Raw genomic sequence first — 19,389 nt, 5'->3', positions numbered from 1 at the left:
CTCCCAAAGACGCAGGTCAGACCAAGAAAGAGAATCGACAGCAACCTGTGTGCAACAGGGGTGGTTTTCCACGTTCAAAACCTGCGCAAAACTTTTCATCACCGCGGGTTGGGTTTTAGACACCTTATGCCCGTGGTTTCGACAAGTTTTCAACAGGTGTCTCTATTTCCCTACGAGCGCAGTGTAATTTTATCGCGCAGCGACTTGAGGTCTTCGGTGACGGTGCGGTCTTCCTGGATCATCTTCTGGACCTTTTTGTAACTCGTGCTGACGGTCGAGTGGTTGCGGTTGCCAAATTCGGCGCCCACCGCCGTGGTCGTCATCTCGCACATCTCGATGGCCAGGTAGATAGCGATATGGCGTGCTTTGGCGATATTGGCGTTGCGACGCGGGCCGATGAGCTCCTCGTGCGTCACGCCGTACTGCTCTTCGATGACGGACTGAACCGTCTGGACGTTGATCTTTTTGGCCGATGTGTCAAAGTACTGGCTGGCGATGGCGTCGATATCGTCAAAGGTGAGCTCCCCGCCCTCGCGCTCGCGGTCGCCCGCCTCGCCGGCGCAGCGCTCGCAAAAGCTCTCGAGTTCGCGGATGTTGGTGCCCGAGACCTCGGCCATGTGTTTAAAGTGCTCGTCGGTTAGGTGCCCGCCGTCGCCCCCATAGGCCGCCAGCAGCGAGTCGTCGCCTGCCTCGGGAGCGGCGACGATGGTGTTCTCGTAATAGCGCTGCAAGATCTTGTATTTCATTTCGTAGCTGGGCTCTGCGACCAGGCAGAGCATGCCGGCGTTGAAGCGGCTGGTCAGACGCTCGTCCATGCTCAGGTCCTTGGGGGCGCGGTCTGCCGCGATGACGACCTTCTTGTTGTTGCGGATGAACTCGTCCATGAGCTGGAAAAAGTAGTCCACGCTCGCGCGCTTGCCGATGATGTTTTGGATGTCGTCGATGATGAGCACGTCCACGCCGTGGTACGCCTGCATGATGGGGGCGTTGCTCTTCTTTTGGCGGTCGAACTCGGTCATCAGGTCGTCCAGATATGCCTGGGAGTTGGCATACTTGACCTTGATCTCGGGCGACTTTTCGGCGAGCTCGTTTTTGATGGCAAGCAGCAGGTGCGTCTTGCCCAGGCCCGATTTGCCGTAGATGAACAGTGATGTGCACGTGCCCCGCTCGTCCGCGAGGGCGGCAAACTTGAGTGCCGAGCGATAGGCATGGCTGTTCTCGGGGCCGTAGACAAAGTTCTCAAAGGTAAATTTTGAGTTCGCGGCGAGCGGGGCTCCATCCGCATTCTGCTCGGCCGGTACGGTCGGTGCTGGCATGGGTGAAGCGGCTGCCGCAGCTTGCGTGGACTTAGTCGGCGCTCCGCCCTTCATCTGGTTCATCATGCGACGAAAATCATCGGCCGAGAGCGTGTTCTTGATTGCAATGCCCGAATCCGCGCCCGTCGCTGCGTCGTGAGCGATAGGCATGTGCGTGACGGGTGCGTTCGTTGACGTCGCCGCCGCGGTCGGCAACGGTGCCATGGTTTCACGGGAAACATCGCTGTGCTGGTGCCCGATTGTCGGCACGTCGCCTGCGGAGGCCGGCGCCGCCGGGGAAGCAGCGGGGGCCGTGGCGGGCGCCGTCGCGGCAGCGGATTCCGTCGCGGCGCCTTGCGGTGCCACGATGTCGAGCGCGATCGGTGCAAAGGCGATTTCTTCCAGATAGGCCTCAATAGTCGGCTGATGCTTTTTGAGCTGCGCGATGGCAAAGCGCGAGGGGGCCTCGATCGTGAGCGTATCTTCGGTCAGGCTTATGGCGCGCGATTGCCCCAGCATGTTGATGAGGCGTGCATCTTGGCCGTCGCGCTGGCAAAAGGCGATGGCATCCCCCAGGATGATGCTTGCTTCCTCGTCCACTGTCTCTCCCGTTCTTTAGCTCTGAGCTCGCACGCGAGCGGCGCCGAGTTCGGTCAGATGGTATTTCTGGCCATGCTTGATGACCAAGCCGGCCTGCGCCAAGTCATTGAGCGTGCGTGACCAAGTGGGGGCCGAGTTTCCAAACGCCCTCGCCAGATCGGTTGCACCGCACGCTTGATTTTGCGCCAGATAGCCCAGCGCGGCGTTGCCGCGATCGCTTACGAACACGTCCGGCTGTGGCTGCGCATACTGATTTGCTGCATTAGGATACATCATTTGAGCTGCTGATTGTTGAGAACTCTGCATCGGCGGCATTTGCTGTTGAAAACTTTGAGGCCACTGTTGGTAAGGCTGCGGAGTCATCTGCTGGGCCCAGGGGTTGTACTGCTGCTGCGGCATCTGCTGGTACGGCTGCTGATATCCCTGCTGGTACTGCTGTGGGAACTGCTGGCCATACCCCAGTGGCGGCATCTGCTGATATGGATATCCCTGTTGGTACGGCTGATATCCCATTTGCTGGCCACCCGGTGCCCCCGTCGCCTGCTGTATTGCTGCTGCATCCTGATCCGCCAGCGGCATGGCCTCTGGCACGTTTGGCGGCATCGACATCGACGCCGCCTGGGACTCTTGTGTAGGAAGCATTCCGGGCTGCTGCATCTGTCCCACGCGGGGCTGCATCTGTTGCGTTGCCATGGGCTGCTGCGCAAAAGCTCCCGGCAGGGGATATGCGGGCTGCTCCGTCTCGGGCCGCACGGCAGCACCGCGCCCGCCGGCGCGTTCGATTTCCTGCACGCGTTTAGGATCCAGGCTTACCGTAACCACGGTGCCGTTGCCCATGTTGTCCTCGATGGACACGGCCCCGCCGGCGTTTTCCAAATACTCCTGCACCATGGGAAACCCTGCTCCGGTTCCACGGATATAGCGCTTCATCTTGCTGTTTGCGCTGGTAACGCCAAAGTCGAAAGCGCGCTCCTTGTCGTCGATGCCGGGTCCTTGATCAGCAAAGCGGATGGTGTCTCCGCCGTCCAGAATCGAGATGATGGGCTCGGCAAAGTGCGCGTGGATAAAGTTTTCGACAATCTCGCGGATGACCATGAGCGAGATATGGCCACCTTGTTCTTTCATGCACTGGTAGACGGTGTTGGTCGTCTCTTCCAAATACGTGCGGACATCTTGCGGATCAATGACGATCACACGCGGTGTCGACAGCATGTCGTCATAGACGGCGATGCGCGCGGCGTACATGGCTTTTGGCGCCTGCGTGGTCGTCTGCTCGCCTTCCTCACGCTCTTCGCGCACGCCGGTGATGTGCTCGTTGTCGGGTGCCGGGTCTCCGGAATCGACCATGGTGTAAAAGTCGTCAGACATGCCGCTCGCAATCTTTCAAAAGGTTTCGAACAAATAGTAGCTCACCGTGCAATGTTTCTCATCTTTCGACAACTTTTCAAAACCTGTTGAAAACTTTGGAAAACGGACGAAAAGTTCTCAACATTGCCAACATGACCTGTTGAAAACTCGATGAAATATCGTGAAAAGTTGCCATGCACCGCTAAATCGAGCTCGGCTTATGGGGGAACCGTGTGAACTGCGCAACCTTTTACCTTTGATTTCTTGACATTTGAACATTGATTTCCCTACAATCTTCAAGCTCACGTGTCTATATCTGCGTCCGCGCCCCCGCGGACACTCGAAATGCAGCAGGAGGAACTTAAGATGAAGCGTACGTATCAGCCTAATAAGCGTAAGCGTGCCAAGACCCATGGCTTCCGTGCCCGTATGGCCACTAAGGGTGGTCGTGCCGTGCTCGCCCGTCGTCGCGCCAAGGGCCGCAAGCGTCTCACTGTCTAGCAGCGATACACACATCTCGCATGAAGACTATTAAGTCTCGGCAAGATTTCGAGCATGTGTTCAGTCAGGGGCGTCGTTTCAATCACCCTCTGATTCGAATGACCATATGTGAATCGGTTGGCGAAGGCGACTCCGGAAGGGTCGCCTTCGTTGGTGCTAAACGGCTCGGTTGTGCTGTCGTGCGCAACCGTTCTAAGCGTGTGATGCGCGAGGCCGCCCGCAGCTGTGGATTTCCCGTTGCGGGTTATGACATCATCTTGTTCGCAACTCCCAAGACGAGGGTTTCCTCGCCTCAGGAGATGGACAATGCATTGCGTTCGCTTATGAAACGCGCCGGCGTTGCCGGGGAGGAGCGATGAGCAATCACGTTTTGCGACGTGTTGCCATCGCTCCTATTCGCATATATCAACAGGTTATTTCGCCCTTATTGCCTGACGCCTGCATTTATTACCCAACGTGCTCGCAATACGCCGTCCAGGCGATTGAGAAGTACGGTGTTTTGAGAGGCTGCTGGCTTGCCGTGAGGCGCATCGCTCGCTGCAATCCCCTGCACGTCGGCGGTTATGACCCTGTGCCCTAGCGGGCACTCGCTATCGGAGGAAAACTTACATGTGGGATTGGATCGTTAACATCCTTTTCGAGCTGCTCAAGCTCATCCAGACCTTTGCGGTCGACTGGGGCCTGTCCATCATCATCCTGGTGGTCATCATCCGTCTGCTGCTGACGCCGCTTATGCTCAAGTCGACTAAGTCGACGGCACGCATGCAGGTGCTGCAGCCCAAGATGCTCGAGATCCAGGAGCGCTATGCCGACGATCCCCAGCGTCAGGCCGAGGAAATGCAGAAGTTCTACAGCGAGAACAAGTTCAACCCGATGGCTGGTTGTCTGCCGCTGTTGATTCAGATGCCTGTCCTGTTCGCCCTATTTACGCTGCTGCGTAACCTGCCGGACTACTTTAACGACGGCACGTTCTCGTTCTTTAATATTCTGCCCGACCTGACCACCACGCCGAGTGCCTCCTTTGCCGATGGCTTTATGGTCGCGCTGCCTGCGCTGGTCTGCCTGATCCTGTTCGCTGTCCTGACCCTGATTCCGCAGCTCTATATGTCGCGCAACCAGACCGGCCAGCAGGCTCAGAGCATGCGTATGATGGCCGTTGTCATGACGGTCATGATGCTTTGGATGGGCTGGAGCCTTCCCGTTGGTGTTCTGCTGTACTACGACGTCTCGTCTGCTTGGCAGGTTATCCAGCAGATTTTTGTGACGCAGAAGGTCATCGACAAGGCGAAGGCCGATGAGGAGGAGCGCCTTAAGAACGCGCCGCTGCAGGTTGAGGTCACTCGTCGCGAGAAGAAGCCGCGCCCGCACAAGAAGAAGTAGCGGGATATCAATCTTATTTAGGTACCTAACTTTTGGAGTACGTTATGTCTGAAGAGATCATCGAGGATATGCTTGAGGAGGTTGCCCCGCAGGTCGCGGGCGATTATCCCGAGATTGCACAGCGCTACAAGGCCGGTGAAGAGCTGACCGACGAGGAGCTCGACACCATTGCAGATGTCGCGATTTCCATCCTGCGTTCCATCCTTTCGCACTTCGATGCCGCCAACTCTCCTATCGATGAGTATGAGGGCGACGAGGGTGAGCTGATTCTGGATGTAACGGCTCCCGACCTTGCTGTTCTCATTGGCCGTCATGGTCGCACCCTTGATGCCCTTCAGGTTATGTTTTCTTTGCTGGTGAGCCGCAAGCTTGGCTTTAGGTATCCGGTTGTAGTGGACGTCGAGGGATACAAGAGCCGCCGTCAGGACAAGGTTGCCTCCATGGCACAGTCTGCAGCCGAGCGTGCCATCCGCACTCATAAGAGTGTTTCGCTTCCGCCCATGAATGCCTATGAGCGTCGACTGGTTCACATTGCACTTCGTGGCAATGATGCCGTCGATACTCATTCTGAGGGTTCTGACCCTGATCGCCATGTGGTGATTGTTGCTCGATAATCCGCTCGAGCTTATGCTAAGGGGACGTGGTTTCCACGTCCCCTTTTTTTGTCAAAAGTTCTCGATACACTGATTTTTGTCAGAAAGGAGCTTTCGTTGTTAGTACTTACTGATCAGCAAGCTGACGAGATGTTGACTCGTCTATCTTCCTATTGCAAAGAGTATTCCTTGAGCGTATCTGATGTTGAGCTGAGGAAATGTATTCAGCATTTGGATTTGGTTCTGGAAACAAATAAGACAACTAATCTCACCCGTATTCTTAACGTAGAAGATGCTGCGGTACTTCATATCCTCGACTCACTTGTTTTGCTCCCCTATATCAATAAGGCTCCTGAGGGAGCTCTGCTCGATATGGGGACAGGTGCGGGCTTCCCTGGTATTCCGTTAACCATAGCCACGCATCGTAAAACTACTTATATTGACTCTGTTGGTAAGAAGGTTGATGCCGTCAATTCTTTTGTTCATACTCTTGGGTTGAAACATGCTCATGCGATTCATGATCGCCTTGAAGAATATGCTCGAAGCCATAAGAAGCAGTTTTCTGTCGTAACCGCCCGCGCACTTGCCCCTCTACCGATTCTTGTTGAGTATGCGGCTCCGTTCCTCAAGGATGGAGGTCTATTTGTTATCACCAAGGGCAATCCTTCCGATGAGGAGCTTGCTTCCGGTATGTCAGCAGCTAAGATTTGCGGCTTCACTTTGCTTCTGAATGACGCAATCGATTTGCCTGAGGGCTTGGGCCACAGGGAGTTCATTGTTCTTAAGAAGAGTCATCCAGCATCCGTTTCATTGCCTCGTGCAAATGGCATGGCTAAGAAGAATCCGCTTGCCTAGATGTTTCACGTGAAACATAATGGATACTAACAACTTGCAGTGTTTCACGTGAAACATGGCGGTTGATATCGAATCGGAATGTTTCACGTGAAACATCCTCCGTTTGACAGCTTTAATACACACCAGGAGGGACCGTGGGATTTCGCGACGTTAAGCGTTCTAAGAGCGCAAAAGACACGCGTATCATTGCAATCATCAATCAAAAAGGCGGCGTCGGTAAGTCAACGACGGCTGTAAACCTTGCAGCAGCACTGGGTGAGCAGGGTCGTAAGACACTGATTGTCGATTTTGATCCGCAGGGAAACAGCACCAGTGGATTTGGAATTGAAAAAGAAGACCTTGATCACTGCATCTATGATGCATTGTTGAATGATGTGCCGGCAGAATCGCTTGTTCTTGATACAAATTGCAAAAAGGTATTCGTAATTCCAGCTACGATTCAGCTTGCAGGTGCCGAAATTGAGCTCGTAAGCGCAATTGCTCGTGAAACCCGCCTCAAAGATTTGCTTGAGCCGATTCGGGACGAGTTCGATTTTATTTTCATTGACTGTCCTCCTTCGCTCGGCCTGCTTACTATCAATGCCTTGACCGCAGCAGATAGCGTTTTGATTCCAATCCAGTGTGAGTATTACGCACTCGAGGGCGTTACGAAGCTGCTTGAGTCAATGAAGATGGTCAAATCACGTCTGAACAAGGGCTTGGACACCTATGGCGTGCTTATGACCATGTATGACTCACGTACTTCTTTGTCGAATCAGGTTGTTGAGGAAGTTCAATCGTACTTTGGCGATAAGGCGTTTAAGACGCTGATTCCCCGTACGGTTAAAATCTCTGAAGCTCCGTCTTTTGGAGAACCGGTAATTACCTATGCACCTCAAAATAAGGGTGCAAAAGCGTATATGAACCTTGCAAAAGAGGTGATCAAGCGTGCCTAGTGTAAAGAAACGTGGTGGATTGGGACGCGGACTCAATGCTTTGGTCTCAGAGGCTGAGTATGAGACCGGTGGTTCTGCTGCATCTGCTTCAAATGCCGCATCTGAAACAAAACTACCTATTGAGGATATCGTTCCCAACCCTAATCAACCGCGAATTCACTTTAATGAAACTGAACTTCGCGAGTTGAGCGAGTCAATCCAAGAACATGGCGTTTTGCAGCCGCTCTTGGTTCGCAAGCATGGAAACGGCTATGAGATCATCGCTGGTGAGCGTCGTTACCAGGCGTCAAAGCTTGCTGGTCTTGAGGAACTGCCTGTCATCATTAAAGATGTTAATGATGAAGAGATGCTGGCTCTTGCTCTTATCGAAAATCTTCAGCGTTCTGATCTGAATCCCGTCGAAGAGGCTAAGGGCTATCGCCAGCTCATCGATGCTAGCGGTATGACCCAGGAGGCGTTGTCGAAGGCCGTAAGCAAGTCACGCTCTGCAATTACAAACTCGCTGCGCCTTCTCGATCTCCCCGAAGTAGTTCAGCAGATGATTTTTGAGGGTAAACTTACTGCTGGTCACGCACGTGCGATTCTTGCAGTTCCCTATGAGGATGCTCGAATTCGACTTGCAGAGAAGGTTGTTGCGGAGGGCCTTTCCGTAAGAGCGACAGAAAATCTTGCTCCATTGTTTTCTGCCGGAGAGACGCCTAAGACGCCGAGGCCTGCAACGCCTCAGTCTTTTAAAAAGGCTGCGCGTGTACTTCGTCAGGTATTTAATACCAACGTGCGCGTGAAGAGCTCGCGTGGAAAGAATAAGATTGAGATTGAGTTTAAAGACGAGAAAGAGCTCTCTCGTATTCTTGGTGAAATGATTCAGTTTGATCAAGGAGGCCAAGATGAGGAATAAGATTTTAACTGCGATTGCATTGGTGACGACTGTCGCGGCTGGTGCCTTTGCTGGTTATAAGATCGCGACAGACGATGAACTTCGAGGCCGTTTGCTTCGTGGCGCGCAAGATATCGTTGATACATCCAAGAAGAAAATGGATGTTATGACAGAAGATGTTGCCATGCGAACTGCTCAGGTAACGAAAAATCCTAAGATTAATCAAGGTTGGGTTAGTAACCAATGGGAAAATGTAGGCTATTAGGTACCTAACAATTACTTAGCATATTTTGATGGGTCCTTGTCTGATTCACGAGACAAGGACCCCTTATTTTGGCCGTAAAAATGGGACCAGTAGCAGCTGATTCAAAATTAAGGTCAATAAATGAAACGACCCCGGTTGCATATCCTGCAACCGGGGTCGTTCGATGTTTCACATGAAACGTTTTGGGGTGCGACTCCCCTATGCGTTTTTCTGAACTTTAAAGCGCTGCTTCAGCTGTCCGCAAGCGGCGTCAATATCGTTACCACGGGAGTTACGAATCGTGGTCTCGATGCCACGGGACTCAAGACGACGCTGAAGATCCTCAACCTTATGAATCGGCGACGGCTTGAGCGGGCTGCCCTCGATGTCGTTAAGCTGAATTAGATTAACGTGGCACAGCGTTCCCTCGCAAAAGTCGCAGAGCGCCTGCATCTCGGGATTCGTATCGTTGACGCCTTCGATCATGGCATACTCATAGGTCGGGCGGCGGCCAGTCTTCTCGGTGTAGAGCTGAAGTGCCTCGTGAAGGCGAAGCAGCGTGTACTTCTTAACACCGGGCATGAGCTTATTGCGCGTCGACTGGATGGCGGAATGCAGGGAAACGGCAAGCGTGAACTGCTCGGGGATATCGGCAAATTTGCGAATACCGGGAATAACGCCGCTGGTAGAGACGGTGAGGTGACGAGCGCCGATACCGATGCCATCGGGGTCGTTGAGGATACGCAGCGCCTTGAGAACCTCGTCGTAGTTGGCAAACGGCTCGCCCTGGCCCATGAAGACAACGCTTGTGGCACGCTCGCCAAAGTCGTTGGATACATGAAGCACCTGGTCGACGATCTCTTGAGCGGTCAGAGAGCGCTTGAGGCCGTTGAGACCGGTAGCGCAAAAGGCACAGCCCATGCCGCAGCCTGCCTGGGTGGAAACGCAGACGGAAAGCTTGTTACGACGGGGCATGCCGACAGTCTCGACGGAAATGCCATCGTGGTACTCGAGCAGATACTTGCGCGAGCCATCTTTGGAAACCTGCTTGGTGAGTTCAGTCGGCGTATCAAAGGCAAAAGCCTCTTTAAGCTGCTCACGGAAAGCCTTGGGGAGGTTGGTCATATCGTCAAACGAACAAACGTTCTTCTCAAAGACCCATTCGATGAGCTGCTTCGCGCGGAAGGCGGGCTGGCCAAGTTCGGCCACGAGCTCGCGAATATCGTTTTGGCTCAAGTCGCGAATGTCCTGAGATTTAGTCCTGGGATTCATGGAAGCCTTTCGATTTTGGGGAAACGTAGAGGGTATCGCTACAATATGGTATCAGCTGCAGAAATTATAGAGGAGGAGTCTGCCCATGCCGGGTAAAAGCCTAGAGAACATGCACGTAGCGGTCTTGGCGGGCGGTCATTCCGCTGAGCGCGAGATCTCGCTCAATTCGGGAAAGAACGTCGTGGCGGCCCTGAAGGAGGCCGGCTACACTTCGGTGAAGCTGCTCGACACGGCTGCCGATGATTTTATGGTAACCATGGCGACCGGTGGTTTCGACGTGGCATTTATCGCCATGCACGGCGCCGGCGGTGAGGATGGTGCCATGCAGGGTGCCATGGAGACCCTGGGTATCCCCTACACAGCCTCGGGCGTGCTTGCCAGCGCCTGCGGTGCCGACAAGGAGGTCTCTAAGCTCCTGTACGCCAAGGCAGGCATTCCCATTGCCCCCGGCCTCGCGCTCGAGGTGGGCGATGAAGTCGATATCGATCATATCGTCGAGGTTTGTGGCGAGCGCTGCTTTGTGAAGCCGGCCGTCAACGGTTCCAGCTATGGCATTTCCCTGGTCCATGAGCCCTCCGAGCTGCCCGCGGCAATCGCCAAGGCGTTTGAGTACGGCGACAAAGTGCTGGTCGAGAAGTGCATCGAGGGTACCGAGATCACCGTCGGCGTATACGGCGAAGATGACGTGCGCGCCCTGCCGATTGTCGAGATTCGTAAGCCCGAGGACTGCGAGTTCTACGATCTGGACGTGAAGTATGTCGACCCTACGGATATCCATCGCATTCCGGCGCAGATTTCACCCGAGAACTACGCTCGCGCTCAGGAACTTGCCTGTGCCGCTCACAAGGCCCTCGGTTGCCTGGGTATCTCGCGCAGCGACTTTATTGTGAGCGAGGACGGCCCCGTTATCCTCGAGACCAATACCATTCCCGGCATGACCGATACGTCGCTGTATCCGGATGAGATCCGCCACACCGACGACATGACGTTCCCGCAGGTCTGTGACAGCCTGATCCGTATGGGCCTTCGTCGAGCGGGCATTGCATGCTAATCGAGGACGCGGTTTCGTCAGGAACGCCGCAGTTTGTCATCGACTCCTATGCCACGCTTGCCGACCGCGCCAAAACGCAGTCCTTCGGCCTTATCGAGGAAGATGTGATTATCCTCGATACCGAGACCACGGGTCTTTCGGTGCAGGACAACGAGCTGATCGAGATCTCGGCGGCCCGTCTTTCGGGCCGCGAGGTCATCGACCGCTTCGATACCTTCGTGCATCCCAGGCAGCTGATTCCCGCCGAGATTACCGAGCTCACGAGCATTACAAATGCCGATGTTGCAGATGCCCCGTCGGCGGTTGAGGCCGTCGCCGCTCTCGCCGATTTTGTCGGTGGCTGCCCGGTGATCGCACACAACGCCACGTTCGACCGCTCGTTTATCGAGTCGGTCAAAGGCGGCGTCAACGTGAGCGATATTTGGATCGATTCGCTGGCGCTGTCGCGCATCGCGCTTCCGCGCCTGGCCTCGCACAAGCTGTCTTTTATGGCCGATCTGTTTGGCTGCGACTCGGTATCACACCGTGCCAATGCCGACGTCGACGCTCTGTGTGGCGTATGGCGCGTGTTGCTCGTGGCGCTCACCGACTTGCCCCAGGGCCTCATGGCGCGCCTAGCCGACATGCATCCGGACGTGCCTTGGTCCTATCGTCCTATCTTCTCATTCTTGGCAGGGCAGAACCCTGGTTCTATCTTCTCTCTCAGCGCCGCTCGTGCCGACGTTCTCAAGGCCGATCGCGCCGACGATCGGGTGGACGCCGATGAACTGCCGGTTCTCAAGATGCCGAGTCGTGAGGAGATTGAGGCAGACTATGCGCCAGGTGGCCTAGTCAATCGCATGTATCCCACCTACGAGCCGCGTGATGAGCAGATCGCGATGGCGCTCGAGGTCCGCGATGCGCTGGTCACGGGCACTCATCGAGTAATTGAGGCAGGCACAGGCGTCGGCAAATCGATGGCCTATCTGGTACCTTTTGCCGAGGCAGCACGCCGTAACAACATCACGGTTGGTATTGCGACCAAATCGAATAATCTTGCCGACCAGCTCATGTACCATGAGCTGCCAAAACTTGCCGAGCAGCTGGACGGCGGTCTGTCATTTTGCGCTCTCAAGGGGTATGACCACTATCCGTGCCTGCGCAAGCTTGAGCGCATGAGCCGCGGCCAGGTCGAGATTACCACCAAGCGCGATCCGGCGGACACGCTCACGGCGGTCGCGGTCATTATGGCGTACGTCTGCCAATCAGCCGATGGCGACCTCGACTCGCTCGGCATTCGGTGGCGCAGCGTCAACCGTCCCGACTTTACGACGGCCTCGCGCGAGTGCGCTCGTCGCCTCTGCCCGTTTTTCCCTGATAAATGTTTGGTCCACGGCGCTCGCCGTCGTGCGGCGCACGCCGATGTGGTGGTCACCAACCATTCCCTGCTGTTCCGCAACGTCGCGGCCGAGGGCAGGATTTTGCCTCCGATTCGTCATTGGGTAATCGACGAGGCCCATTCCATCGAGCGCGAGGCGCGCCGTCAGTGGGCGCGCGTGGTGTCGGCGGACGAATCACGCGTTCTGTTTGAGCGTCTGGGTGGCTCGAGCACCGGCGCGCTAAGCCAGGTTTCCCGTGATTTGGCAACCTCCGAGGGCTCTACGCTCTATCTGGGCCTTACTGCCAAGGCGACGTCGACGGTTGCGCGCGCGAGCATGGCAATCGCCGACGTGTTCGATGGCGTTCGCGAGCTCGGCCGCCGTGCGCGTGGGGGTTATGACAATGCCAATCTATGGATTGGCCCCGAGCTGCGCGAATCTGACGACTGGCATGATTTCTTACAGTCGGCCTACGCTGCCATCGGCACATTGGAACAAGCTGACAAGAGCGTCGACGCGCTGGTACAAGCCGTCGCCGCCGACAAGCCCGAGGTTGTTGTCGACCTGGGTGATATCTCGCGCCGCCTGCACGAGCTGGCCGAGAACCTCAAACTCATCATTGATGGCACCGATGAACACTACGTGTATTCGCTGCAGGTCAATCGCAGACTTCGTGCCGGCGGAGAGTCGATGACCGCAGAGCGCATCGACATTGGCGAGGCTTTGGCAACCGAGTGGCTACCCGAGGTTCACACGGCTATCTTTGCCTCGGCGACCATGACGGTGTCCAAAAGCTTTGAGCACTTTAACCATGCGGTCGGCCTTGATCGCATCGGTGCTTCAACGTCGTCATCGCTGCACTTGGATTCGAGCTACGACTTCGATTCGAACATGGCTGTAGTCGTTGCGGGCGATATCCCCGATCCGCGCGATCGTGAGAGCTATCTTACGGCGCTCGAGCGCGTACTGGTCGACGCCCATCTTGCCATGGGCGGATCGGTGCTCACGTTGTTCACCAATCGGCGCGACATGGAGGACCTATACGCCCGCGTTGAGCCCAAGATGGCCCGTGCGGGTCTGGAGCTCAACTGCCAGCAGCGCAACTCATCTCCTCGTCGCCTGCGCGACCGGTTTATCAACGAACCGACCTCGTCGCTTTTTGCGCTCAAGGCCTTCTGGGAGGGGTTTGATGCCAGCGGCGAGACGCTGCGCTGCGTCATCATTCCCAAGTTGCCGTTCTCGAGCCCCACGGACCCGCTCTCGTGCGAGCGCAACCTGCGCGAAGACCGCGCATGGGCGCGCTATTCGCTGCCCGAGGCGGTGCTCGAGGTTAAGCAGGCCGCGGGGCGTTTGATTCGCTCGTCGACCGATAGCGGTGTGCTGATCTTGGCGGATCCTCGCCTGGTGACGAAGGGCTACGGAAAGAAGTTCTTAACGTCGCTGCCCACGAGCTCCTACCAGCGCATCGAATCGGCACAGATCGGTCACTATCTGCAACTGTGGCGCGCACGCCACGAGCGGCGGCGCTAAAGCGGACAGACGAGAGTTTTTGCCATATCGCACAGACGCTTTGACAGGGTGGGGTCATCCAAGATGCGGATGGCTCCGCCCGCTGCGATTATCTGGCTCAGTAGCCAACGCTCGGAGCCGTAATGCACGGTTACCGTTGCCATGTCTGCCCCGCTGCGCTCGATGAGGGTGATGCCGGCCCAGTCCAGATGCTCCGCCATATCGAATGGCATCAAGAGCTTTGCGCTACGCTGCGTCCGGGCAAGGGAATCGTGGAGGGATGCGACGTCCGGTGCGTGAGGCACGACGGAGTCTTCCGTCAAGGTGAGTCCCTCGATTTTATCCATGCGATAGGTGCGCTGCTCATCGACTGCGATGTCCCAGGCAATCAGGTATGTTTGGTCGCCGTTTGCCGTAATGCGCAAGGGGTCGACCAGACGCTCGCGTGACCGTGCATCGTCCATCGAGCGATACGAGATGAGGCAGCGAACGCCGTCCTGAATGGCGCAGCTCAGCTGCTGCCAGTGCGACCCGTGGTTGACGGTGTCAAAGACGCACTGGTTATAGCCGAGCTCTTCGGGTAGAAGAGCGTGTCGAATCCGAGCTGCCGTCTGCGGCTCGATCCCCAACGATTCAAGTTCGTGGTTGAGCACAGCGCCCTCGGCGGTACTCAAGCGCAGCGGTAGCACACGTCCGGCGTCACCGGTGAGGACCACACGCTCGCCGTGGCATTCGCAGATGATGCGCGCACCCGATTCTCGGTCCGCGAGCGTCGAGACGATCTCGAGAATCTCGTCGAGCGACACTCCCGTGATGTCAAAGCGACTGCAAATCTCAGTTCGTGTCATGCCGCTCTCGCCGGCGGCGTAGAGGGCCTCCATGATGTCGATGGCGCGCGAGAGCCTCTGCTCGCTGGTGAGTTTACGCACGGGCATGCTCGTGCACCGTCCTTTCAATGAGGTGGTTCCACGCCTGCTTAAGCGATTTGGGGGCCATGGGCCTCATGCCGTCCGTGGCGTGGGCCATGCAAAATGAGGCGGCGGCTTCAAGATCGCGCACGTCAACGGTCCAAGTCCATCCCGAATCGGTGTGTGCGAGCTCACCTCGCCCGCGCGTGAGGCCGTTGATCATATCGATCTGCGTCTGCGGGGCGAACGAGAACGTAGCCGCAACGGGCGGGCGGTCGGCAAAATCGAATTCAAAGAACAGGTAGTCGCTGAGGTTGAAGTCCGCAGGGATGGCGTAGGCCTTCGAAGGACGCCATGCGCGAACGATACGGTCGCAGCGGAATGTCCTGATGTCGTCGGTGACATTGTCGAGGCCGCAGAAGTACGCCACGCCCTCGCGTTCGAACATGCCGTAGACACAGACGGTACGTTCTTTCTGCTCGCCGCGTCCGTTCTGATATAAAAATCGCAGCGCGCATCGCTCGGCAAAGGCGCTCCATACCGCATCGACGGTGGGAGAGCGGCGGATCGGTACTTCGTCCACCGTCGTCCTGCCGGTGAGGTAGGCAATTTTGGAGCGAATATCGGCAAGCGGCGCGGCAAAGGTGGAAGAGCCGGCCGCTAGCGTCTGGTCGATGGCGTTGAGTAGGATATCGGCGTCGTCTGCGGTGATGAGGCCGCCTGCAGCAAACGTGTGCTCGCGGTCGATTGTCCACGAGCTTTCCTCGGTCTCCTGCGCACCGGCGGGGCGAACCTCCTTGATTAAGATGCCACGCTCGAGCAGTTTGTCACGATCGCGCCGAAACTTGCGCTTATCCGAGTCGATATTGCCCGAGCCATATCCCAGGTCAGAATCCAAGACGATCTGCTCGGTCGTCAGCGGTTCGGGGGAGCTGTTGAGCACAAAGAAAAGATTGAGGATGCGCTGAGCCGTTTTATCGAAACCGGGCTCCGAATTCCCCTTTTTAATTGTCGCGGTCGCGTCGCTTGCCGTCATAGAGTCCTCGCATGAGAAGGTGGTTTGCTGCCATGATTTTAGTCCGATATGGAGATTAGGCTATATCCTTGTCCGCTCGAGGCGTTAAGATGGCCCGAATTCGGTCGTTTGCGCTCGCTCGGGGTATACTTTCGACTATATACGGTTCTAATGTGCATGCATTGGGCCTATTTGTCGGATTATGGATGTGGAGCGCACATGGCGAACACCCAGAACTATATTAACCACCTGCTGCAGAACACCGGCATTACGCCGGCATGCAGCGAAGAAGAGCGCTTGGCTGCCGAGGATATCGCTCAGATCTTCCGCAACCACGGCTTTGACCCCGAGGTTCAGGAGTTCAATGCCCCGGCGCCCAGTAGATTGGCATTTGCCGTTACCGGTATTCTTGCGTTTGCCGGCGCCCTGCTGATGGGCATCGGCGGCGGTATCGGCTTGGTCGGCACCTTGCTGGCCATTGTCGGCGCCGTTCTTTACGTGCTCGAGCGCACGGGCCACCCCGTGGTTTCGCGCCTGGGCAAGACGGGCGTGAGCCAAAATGTCATCGCCTACCACAAGGCCTCGGGCCCGCTCGCGTCTCCGCGCAACCGCCCGGTGGTCGTTGTCGCACACTACGACTCTCCCCGTGCTGAGCTGCTCGCCCGCGAGCCCTATGCTTCGTATCGTGCGCTCATCGCCAAGCTGTTGCCCGTTGCCACGATTGCCCCTGCTGCCGTTGCCATCCTGCGTATCCTGCCGCTCCCCGGCGCGCTCAAGGTTCTGCTGTGGATTGTCGCGATCCTCGCTTCCCTCGTTGCACTTGCCAACGCGGCAAGCATCATCTCTAACCGCCACGTTCTTCCCTATACGTCCGGCGCGGTGTGCAACAAGTCTTCTGTCGCCGCTATGCTCGGCGTTATGGACAACGTTGCTCCCTTCCAGGGCGAGAACGAGTTTCCCGACGATGTTCCGTTCGATACCTATTTTGGGGAGCAGAAACGTCGTGCCGAGGAAATGGCGCGCGCGGCGGCGGAGTATGCCGCGGCCCAGCAGCAAAACGACTACGGCAACACCATCGAGTACGAAGAGCCTACCTACGCCGAGGACGAGTTCGGTCAGCCGATTGCTCCCGACGCTCAAACCGAGCCCGAACAGGGCGAGGCTTTTGACGAGCAGATTGAGGGCTTTGAGGGTGCGTCTGCCGACGAGACGCTGATTGGCGCCATCGTGCCCGAGGATCAGAATCAGGCTGTCCAGGCCGAAGAGTTCAATGACGAGGTTCCCGCTGCTGAGCCGGCGGAGGAGCCTGCCGCGGCCGAGCCCGAGCCCAAGCTCTATCGCAACGCCGCCGGCAACATTCGCTTTGGTTCGGATGCCATCCGTGCACTCGGAATGCTTCCCGAGTCCTGCACGCTCGATTACGAGGAGGGCGAGGAGCCGACGTTTGAGCCCGAGCCTGCGCCCGTTGTCACTGCGGATGATGAGTCTGCCGCGGTTACCGCTGCCGTTGCCGAGCCCGAGGCGGTGTCCGCGATCGATCCCGCGGCAGGACTGGACATTTTGGCTCCCGCCGCGCCGGCGCAAGACGTTGCGGACGAGTCTGACGACGATTACGTTGAACAGCCGAGGCGCGTGTCTTACGAGAGCGATACTGATTTCTCTGCCGAGATTCCCGCGGCAACGCCCCATGCCGATATTGCATCCGCGTTCTCTTCGATTGGCGCCAGCGCTTCCAGCTTCTTTAAGGGTGCGCTTGCAAAGGGCAGGAAATTTGTCGACGATTTCGAGGAGAAGCGCGCTGCCGCACGCGAGGCTGCCGAGCAGGAGGCTATCGCTCAGCAGCAGGCAGCCGAGGCGGCACGTGAGCGCGCGGCGCAAGAGTTCGAGCAGAACGAGGCTATGCAGTCCGTGCCTGTCGACGCTGCCGAAGCTACGACGTCCTTTGAGTCCCAGCAACCGACGTCAGCGGATGTTGTTGAGGCAACAACGTCTTTCGAGGCTCAGCAGCACGTCGATAGCACCATGTCGTTTGATGCCGCGCAGTTCGATTCCACGATAACGTTTGAAAAGCAAGGCACCGCAATTGCCGAGCCCCTTCCTGTTTCCGATGAGCAGGGCGACGCGGCAGACGATGACGAGCCCATTGATGCTGCCGAAATCCAAGATGCCGCCGAGGACGAGTCCGTCGAGGCCAACTCTGACGAAGAGCAATACGCGGCAGCCGATCAAGGTGATTCGACCGAGGTCGAGCAGGAGGAAGTGCCTGCGGTTTCCGAGACTCCCGAGACGGATGAGTCGAGGCCTTACTCCACGCAGATTTTCACCATGCCGACCCCGAGTGGTTCCGGTGCCACGGTTGCCAATGTCGCTCCCACCCAGGACGAAACGGTCGATTCCCTTATGGCCCAGATTTCCTCCCAGGCATCGCCGCGTCCGCAGATGAATGTTCCCGATCCGGCGTCGGCACCGTCGCCTGCACCTTCCTCGTCTCCGCTGGCTTCGGTCCCCGATCCGTCGCTGCCGTCTATGAAGCAGGCAAACGTTGCGTCTCGCACGTCGCTGTTCGACCTTCCCGATCCCTCTGCCCAGGTCAACGACCCCTTTGCTACTGCCCAGGGTCCCGAACCCACATCGGCACCCGTTGCGCCTTCTATGCCCGTTGCGTCGGGCGCGCAGCCGATCGAGACCATTTCGGCTCCCGCCCCGGCGGCACCCAAGTCTCGCAAACGCGGCCTGGGTGGCCTGTTCGGTCGTAAAAGGAAAAACGAGCAGGACAGCATGAGTGATTGGCTGGGCGTCGAAGACGATTACGATGCCAAGAAGTCCGGTCGCGGTATCGGTTCGTGGGATAACTTCGAGGACGATAACGATGGCTGGAAGGGCGGCGCTACGTCTTCCGATGGCGCTTCTTCCGAAGATATGCTCTCGGCTGTCGCCTCTATGGGCGATGATGAGCTGCTCGGTCACGATATCTGGTTTGTGGCAACGGGCGCCTCGGATTGTGATGGCGCCGGCATGAAGGCCTTCTTGGCTTCGCATCGCGATAAACTCCGCGGCGTATTCTTCATCAATCTTGAATCCGTCGGCGCCGGTAGGCTTTCGGTGGTGACGGTCGAGGGCGAACAGCAGCTGCTCAAGGGCGATCGCCGCATCATGAACCTGGTCAGCAAGGTGTGCAAGTCGTTCCATGTCGATTGTGGCGCGCTCGAGATGCCCTATGCCAAGACCGATGCCTATGCCGCGCTCGAGGCGAGCCGCCGAGCCCTCACCATCGCCGGCGTGGACGGCACGCGTCTGGCTTGCGCTCGTACCGAGGACGACCTGCCCCACAATGTCAACCCGACGAACATTGCCACGGTATCCGAGGTCGTGACCGAGGTTATCCGCCGTTCGTAGACGGAGCTCTAAGGAGTCAACGTGTTTTCGTATATTAAGCGCCATTGGCCTGTCTACGTGATTTTGACCTTGATTGCCATTGCGTTAGGATTTGGGGCTGCCTACATCGTGGGTGCAAAGGGCTCGACCCCCGCCTCCGCAATCAGCGAAGAGGTGGAGCAAGAACAGAGTACGGGTGCCGATGGGATTCCTGAGTCCGAGCAGGCAATCGTTGATGGTGGATCTTCGTCTGCAGAGTAGATACGGCGATTTA

General features: G+C 57.1%; 18 protein-coding genes. 13 read left to right on the top strand and 5 right to left on the bottom strand.

Annotated elements, in window-relative coordinates; translation table 11 throughout:
• Positions 1-170 precede the first annotated feature (170 nt).
• The gene (locus tag DW645_RS02080; RefSeq protein WP_118226032.1) at positions 171-1,895 is read right to left on the bottom strand and encodes a DnaA ATPase domain-containing protein; all 1,725 of its coding nucleotides are present in this window, start codon (positions 1,893-1,895) and stop codon (positions 171-173) included.
• Positions 1,896-1,910: 15 nt separating this feature from the next.
• Complete coding sequence (locus DW645_RS02075; RefSeq protein ID WP_233540690.1) at positions 1,911-3,242, bottom strand: ATP-binding protein; 1,332 nt, start codon at positions 3,240-3,242, stop codon at positions 1,911-1,913.
• Positions 3,243-3,608: 366 nt separating this feature from the next.
• Here DW645_RS02075 and rpmH point away from each other — a divergent pair, with 366 nt between their 5' ends.
• The 9 genes from rpmH to DW645_RS02030 all read left to right on the top strand — a co-directional run bounded on the left by rpmH (position 3,609) and on the right by DW645_RS02030 (position 8,648).
• The gene (gene rpmH, locus DW645_RS02070; RefSeq protein WP_019127408.1) at positions 3,609-3,743 is read left to right on the top strand and encodes a 50S ribosomal protein L34; all 135 of its coding nucleotides are present in this window, start codon (positions 3,609-3,611) and stop codon (positions 3,741-3,743) included.
• Positions 3,744-3,763: 20 nt separating this feature from the next.
• Positions 3,764-4,102, top strand: a complete 339-nt coding sequence (rnpA, locus tag DW645_RS02065; RefSeq protein WP_082435526.1) for a ribonuclease P protein component — start codon at positions 3,764-3,766, stop codon at positions 4,100-4,102.
• The gene (gene yidD, locus DW645_RS02060; RefSeq protein WP_022093804.1) at positions 4,099-4,323 is read left to right on the top strand and encodes a membrane protein insertion efficiency factor YidD; all 225 of its coding nucleotides are present in this window, start codon (positions 4,099-4,101) and stop codon (positions 4,321-4,323) included. The genes rnpA and yidD overlap by 4 nt, the downstream gene beginning before the upstream one ends.
• Before the next feature lie 29 nt (positions 4,324-4,352).
• Complete coding sequence (locus DW645_RS02055) at positions 4,353-5,123, top strand: YidC/Oxa1 family membrane protein insertase (protein ID WP_055251326.1); 771 nt, start codon at positions 4,353-4,355, stop codon at positions 5,121-5,123.
• Positions 5,124-5,167: 44 nt separating this feature from the next.
• Positions 5,168-5,737 carry a R3H domain-containing nucleic acid-binding protein gene (locus DW645_RS02050; protein WP_022093802.1) on the top strand — a complete coding sequence of 190 codons (570 nt, stop codon included), beginning with the start codon at positions 5,168-5,170 and terminating at the stop codon, positions 5,735-5,737.
• 96 nt (positions 5,738-5,833) lie between these two features.
• The gene (gene rsmG, locus DW645_RS02045; protein ID WP_233540689.1) at positions 5,834-6,571 is read left to right on the top strand and encodes a 16S rRNA (guanine(527)-N(7))-methyltransferase RsmG; all 738 of its coding nucleotides are present in this window, start codon (positions 5,834-5,836) and stop codon (positions 6,569-6,571) included.
• A 134-nt stretch (positions 6,572-6,705) separates the two neighbouring features.
• Entirely contained in the window at positions 6,706-7,506 is an 801-nt protein-coding gene (locus DW645_RS02040; RefSeq protein ID WP_118226026.1) for a ParA family protein, read from the top strand.
• Positions 7,499-8,404, top strand: coding sequence for a ParB/RepB/Spo0J family partition protein (locus DW645_RS02035; protein WP_199576414.1), 906 nt, complete (start codon positions 7,499-7,501; stop codon positions 8,402-8,404). Before DW645_RS02040 ends, DW645_RS02035 begins: the two co-directional genes overlap by 8 nt.
• On the top strand, positions 8,394-8,648 hold the full coding sequence (locus tag DW645_RS02030) for a hypothetical protein (protein ID WP_117564012.1): 255 nt from the start codon (positions 8,394-8,396) through the stop codon (positions 8,646-8,648). Before DW645_RS02035 ends, DW645_RS02030 begins: the two co-directional genes overlap by 11 nt.
• A 198-nt stretch (positions 8,649-8,846) precedes the next feature.
• Here DW645_RS02030 and rlmN read toward each other — a convergent pair whose 3' ends face one another.
• Positions 8,847-9,899: a 23S rRNA (adenine(2503)-C(2))-methyltransferase RlmN gene (rlmN, locus tag DW645_RS02025; RefSeq protein ID WP_055251319.1), complete on the bottom strand. Its 1,053-nt coding sequence runs from the start codon at positions 9,897-9,899 to the stop codon at positions 8,847-8,849.
• 85 nt (positions 9,900-9,984) lie between these two features.
• On the opposite strand from rlmN, the gene DW645_RS02020 reads away from it, so the two are divergent.
• Both DW645_RS02020 and DW645_RS02015 read left to right on the top strand, forming a co-directional pair.
• On the top strand, positions 9,985-10,950 hold the full coding sequence (locus tag DW645_RS02020) for a D-alanine--D-alanine ligase (RefSeq protein WP_117766367.1): 966 nt from the start codon (positions 9,985-9,987) through the stop codon (positions 10,948-10,950).
• Complete coding sequence (locus DW645_RS02015; protein WP_117800658.1) at positions 10,944-13,838, top strand: helicase C-terminal domain-containing protein; 2,895 nt, start codon at positions 10,944-10,946, stop codon at positions 13,836-13,838. The genes DW645_RS02020 and DW645_RS02015 overlap by 7 nt, the downstream gene beginning before the upstream one ends.
• Here DW645_RS02015 and DW645_RS02010 read toward each other — a convergent pair.
• Together DW645_RS02010 and DW645_RS02005 are read right to left on the bottom strand one after the other, a co-directional pair.
• Positions 13,835-14,752: a YafY family protein gene (locus DW645_RS02010; RefSeq protein WP_117800656.1), complete on the bottom strand. Its 918-nt coding sequence runs from the start codon at positions 14,750-14,752 to the stop codon at positions 13,835-13,837. The genes DW645_RS02015 and DW645_RS02010 overlap by 4 nt on opposite strands.
• The gene (locus tag DW645_RS02005) at positions 14,739-15,761 is read right to left on the bottom strand and encodes a YafY family protein (protein WP_118226024.1); all 1,023 of its coding nucleotides are present in this window, start codon (positions 15,759-15,761) and stop codon (positions 14,739-14,741) included. The genes DW645_RS02010 and DW645_RS02005 overlap by 14 nt, the downstream gene beginning before the upstream one ends.
• Positions 15,762-15,959: 198 nt before the next feature.
• Here DW645_RS02005 and DW645_RS02000 point away from each other — a divergent pair, with 198 nt between their 5' ends.
• Positions 15,960-19,136: a hypothetical protein gene (locus DW645_RS02000; RefSeq protein ID WP_118226022.1), complete on the top strand. Its 3,177-nt coding sequence runs from the start codon at positions 15,960-15,962 to the stop codon at positions 19,134-19,136.
• Positions 19,137-19,157: 21 nt separating this feature from the next.
• Entirely contained in the window at positions 19,158-19,376 is a 219-nt protein-coding gene (locus DW645_RS01995; protein ID WP_022094153.1) for a hypothetical protein, read from the top strand.
• Positions 19,377-19,389: the final 13 nt, after the last annotated feature.

Source organism: Collinsella sp. AM23-17 (assembly GCF_003470945.1).
Taxonomy (GTDB): domain Bacteria; phylum Actinomycetota; class Coriobacteriia; order Coriobacteriales; family Coriobacteriaceae; genus Collinsella; species Collinsella aerofaciens_O.
This window is presented reverse-complemented; position numbering and strand designations above follow the sequence as displayed.

Excerpts from the sequence above, each read along its gene's own strand:
- DW645_RS02075 (WP_233540690.1), bottom strand. The coding sequence starts at position 3,242 with ATGGTCGATTCCGGAGACCCGGCACCCGACAACGAGCACATCACCGGC.
- rpmH (WP_019127408.1), top strand. The coding sequence starts at position 3,609 with ATGAAGCGTACGTATCAGCCTAATAAGCGTAAGCGTGCCAAGACCCAT.
- rnpA (WP_082435526.1), top strand. The coding sequence starts at position 3,764 with ATGAAGACTATTAAGTCTCGGCAAGATTTCGAGCATGTGTTCAGTCAG.
- yidD (WP_022093804.1), top strand. The coding sequence starts at position 4,099 with ATGAGCAATCACGTTTTGCGACGTGTTGCCATCGCTCCTATTCGCATA.
- DW645_RS02055 (WP_055251326.1), top strand. The coding sequence starts at position 4,353 with ATGTGGGATTGGATCGTTAACATCCTTTTCGAGCTGCTCAAGCTCATC.
- DW645_RS02050 (WP_022093802.1), top strand. The coding sequence starts at position 5,168 with ATGTCTGAAGAGATCATCGAGGATATGCTTGAGGAGGTTGCCCCGCAG.
- DW645_RS02030 (WP_117564012.1), top strand. The coding sequence starts at position 8,394 with ATGAGGAATAAGATTTTAACTGCGATTGCATTGGTGACGACTGTCGCG.
- rlmN (WP_055251319.1), bottom strand. The coding sequence starts at position 9,899 with ATGAATCCCAGGACTAAATCTCAGGACATTCGCGACTTGAGCCAAAAC.
- DW645_RS02020 (WP_117766367.1), top strand. The coding sequence starts at position 9,985 with ATGCCGGGTAAAAGCCTAGAGAACATGCACGTAGCGGTCTTGGCGGGC.
- DW645_RS02015 (WP_117800658.1), top strand. The coding sequence starts at position 10,944 with ATGCTAATCGAGGACGCGGTTTCGTCAGGAACGCCGCAGTTTGTCATC.
- DW645_RS02010 (WP_117800656.1), bottom strand. The coding sequence starts at position 14,752 with ATGCCCGTGCGTAAACTCACCAGCGAGCAGAGGCTCTCGCGCGCCATC.
- DW645_RS02005 (WP_118226024.1), bottom strand. The coding sequence starts at position 15,761 with ATGACGGCAAGCGACGCGACCGCGACAATTAAAAAGGGGAATTCGGAG.
- DW645_RS02000 (WP_118226022.1), top strand. The coding sequence starts at position 15,960 with ATGGCGAACACCCAGAACTATATTAACCACCTGCTGCAGAACACCGGC.